The 2,461-nt window shown below is 72.2% G+C and carries 4 protein-coding genes; 3 read left to right on the plus strand and 1 reads right to left on the minus strand.

Annotated features, from left to right (window positions below):
• Together PROKR_RS35850 and PROKR_RS21970 are read left to right on the plus strand one after the other, a co-directional pair.
• Positions 1–321 (plus strand): undecaprenyl diphosphate synthase family protein (locus PROKR_RS35850; protein ID WP_036967492.1); only part of this gene is annotated, 321 nt, incomplete at its 5' end.
• A 136-nt stretch (positions 322–457) separates the two neighbouring features.
• Positions 458–925 (plus strand): MarR family winged helix-turn-helix transcriptional regulator, encoded by a 468-nt coding sequence (locus PROKR_RS21970; RefSeq protein WP_036967525.1) that lies wholly within the window; start codon positions 458–460, stop codon positions 923–925.
• On the opposite strand, the gene PROKR_RS21975 is transcribed toward PROKR_RS21970, so the two are convergent.
• A complete protein-coding gene (locus tag PROKR_RS21975) occupies positions 926–1,825 on the minus strand; it encodes a LysR substrate-binding domain-containing protein (RefSeq protein ID WP_036967495.1) in 900 nt (299 codons plus the stop codon).
• Positions 1,826–1,911: 86 nt separating this feature from the next.
• On the opposite strand from PROKR_RS21975, the gene PROKR_RS21980 reads away from it, so the two are divergent.
• Positions 1,912–2,461: alanine dehydrogenase (locus PROKR_RS21980; RefSeq protein ID WP_036967497.1), on the plus strand; the 550-nt coding region annotated here is incomplete at its 3' end.

Genomic DNA, 2,461 nt, shown 5'->3' on the forward strand with positions numbered 1-2,461 from the left:
GGGTACGGCGGCCGCACCGAGATCGCCGACGCGGTGCGTTCCTACCTCACGGAGCGCGCCAAGGACGGCGCCACGCTCGCGGACCTCGCGGAGTCGATCGACGTCGAGCACATCGCGGAGCACCTGTACACGAAGGGGCAGCCCGACCCCGAGCTGGTCATCCGGACCTCCGGCGAGCAGCGCATCGGCGGCTTCCTGATGTGGCAGAGCCAGCACACGGAGTTCTACTTCTGCGAGGCCTACTGGCCCGCGTTCCGGCGTGTCGACTTCTTGCGCGCCCTGCGCGACTTCTCTCTGCGGGAGCGCCGCCTCGGGCGCTGAGCGCGGCTCCTCGCGAGCGGCCCGGAACCGCTGGCGAGCCATGAATTCGCATGGTGAAATTCGCCACCACGCGCCCAGGTAGGTGACTGAAAGTTCAGTCAGGTAGCGTGCCGAAGATGACAAGGTGGGCACGCTGATGACCGAGCGACGGGTGCCCTCGGCGCGGGAGGCCGCCGAGGCGTGGGAGTCGTTGTTTCGCGCTCAGGTGACGGTGATGCGCCGGCTCCTGGCGGACGACATCTGGGGCGACCTGAGCATGCGTGAGTACGACGTGCTGTTCACGCTCGCGCTCGCCCCCGGCGAGACGCTCCGGCTGCGGGAGCTCAACGAGAACATCCTGATGGCGCAGTCCTCGCTGTCGCGCATGGTCGAGCGGCTCGAGAAGCGCGGGCTGGTGCGCCGCCACCCCTCGCCCGACGACGGCCGGGGCGTGCTGGTCAGCCTCACGCCGGAGGGCTCGTCGACGCAGAAGGAGCTCGGCCGCCGGCACGTGCGCTCCATCGCCCACTATGTGGGCCCCGCGCTGGATGCCGAGGACCTGGACCACCTGCGCCAGCTCGCGGACGCGCTGCGCGGAGCGCAGGCGGACATCGACGACTTCTGATCAGGCCGAGCGCGCCTGACCCCGCAGCGCCTCCACCACGATGCGTACCGCCGCCCGGTCCATCGTGGTGCGGCGTGCCACCAGGTGGATGTCCCGTCGGGGCGGGTCCACGAGGTCCAGCGTGCGCACGGCGTAGCGGTCGTGCACCGCGAGCAGCGGCAGCAGCGTGATCGACAGGCCGGCCTCGACGTGGCTCAGCAGCGTGCCGTGGCTCTCGAACCGGGCCACCGCCTTGGGCGTGAACCCGGCCCGCCGGCAGAGGCGTTCGGCCAGGTCGGCGAGGTGTGCGCCGGGGTGCTCGAACGCCCAGGGCTCGCCCGCGAGGCTGGTCAGGTCCACCCGGCCCGAGCGCTCACCGACCGCGGTGTCCCGGGCCGTCACGAGCACCACCCGGTCGCCCGTCAGCGGCAGGCGGGCCAGGTCGGCGTCGGGTGGGACGGGGGCGTCCGGGAAGTCCGCGCAGATGGCCACGTCCACTTCGCCGCGCTGGAGCGCACCCCGGCTGACCTGCGGTTCCGCCTCGGTGAGCCGCACCTGGATCCGCGGGTGCTGCTCGGTGAGGGCGGCGACGGCCGGGACCACGATCCCGTGGAAGGCGCTCGTGAACGCCGACAGCCGCACCACCCCTGTGGGCTCCGAGTGCAGGTCCGCGATGTCGGCCTCTGCGGCCGCGATGCGGTCCAGGATCTGTGCGGCGTGACCCGCGAGGGCGACTCCGGCGGGCGTGAGCCGGATGCGCCGTCCGACCCGCTCGAAGAGCTGGGCCTTCACCTCGGTCTCCAGGGTGGAGAGCTGCTGCGAGACGCTGGACGGGCTCAGGTGGGTCGCGTCGGCGACGGCGCGCACCGTGCCGAGCAGGTGCAGCTGGTACAGGAGGCGCAGGCGCCAGGGGTTGAGCATGGGCACATCCTTGTGCAGGTTCGCCGAACATTCTATTCGGGAACGTGGTCTGGACCCGCACACCGGACGGTGCTTACCGTCGATCCATGAACATAGGCGTTCCTACCGAGATCAAGAACAACGAGCACCGGGTCGCGCTCACGCCCGCCGGTGCGCACGAGCTGGTCCGCCGCGGCCACGACGTGCTGGTGCAGGCGGGCGCCGGGCGGGGTTCGGGCTTCGAGGACGACGCCTACCGGCTCGCCGGCGCGCGCACGATCGACACCGCCGAGGAGGTCTGGGCCGCGGCCGACCTCCTCGTCAAGGTCAAGGAGCCCATCGAGCCCGAGTACGCGCTCATGCGGCCCGACCAGACGCTGTTCACCTACCTGCACCTCGCGGCGTCCGCGCCCTGCACCGAGGCGCTGCTCACCGCGGGCACCACCGCCATCGCCTACGAGACGGTCCAGCTCCCCGACCGCTCGCTCCCGCTGCTCAGCCCCATGAGCGAGGTCGCCGGACGCCTCTCCGCGCAGGTCGGCGCCTACCACCTGATGCGGCCGCAGGGCGGCACGGGCGTGCTCATGGGCGGGGTGCCCGGCACACCGCGCGCCCGGGTCGTGGTGATCGGCGGCGGCGTGGCCGGCGAGCACGCGG

Source organism: Promicromonospora kroppenstedtii DSM 19349 (genome assembly GCF_000515355.1).
GTDB lineage: Bacteria > Actinomycetota > Actinomycetes > Actinomycetales > Cellulomonadaceae > Promicromonospora > Promicromonospora kroppenstedtii.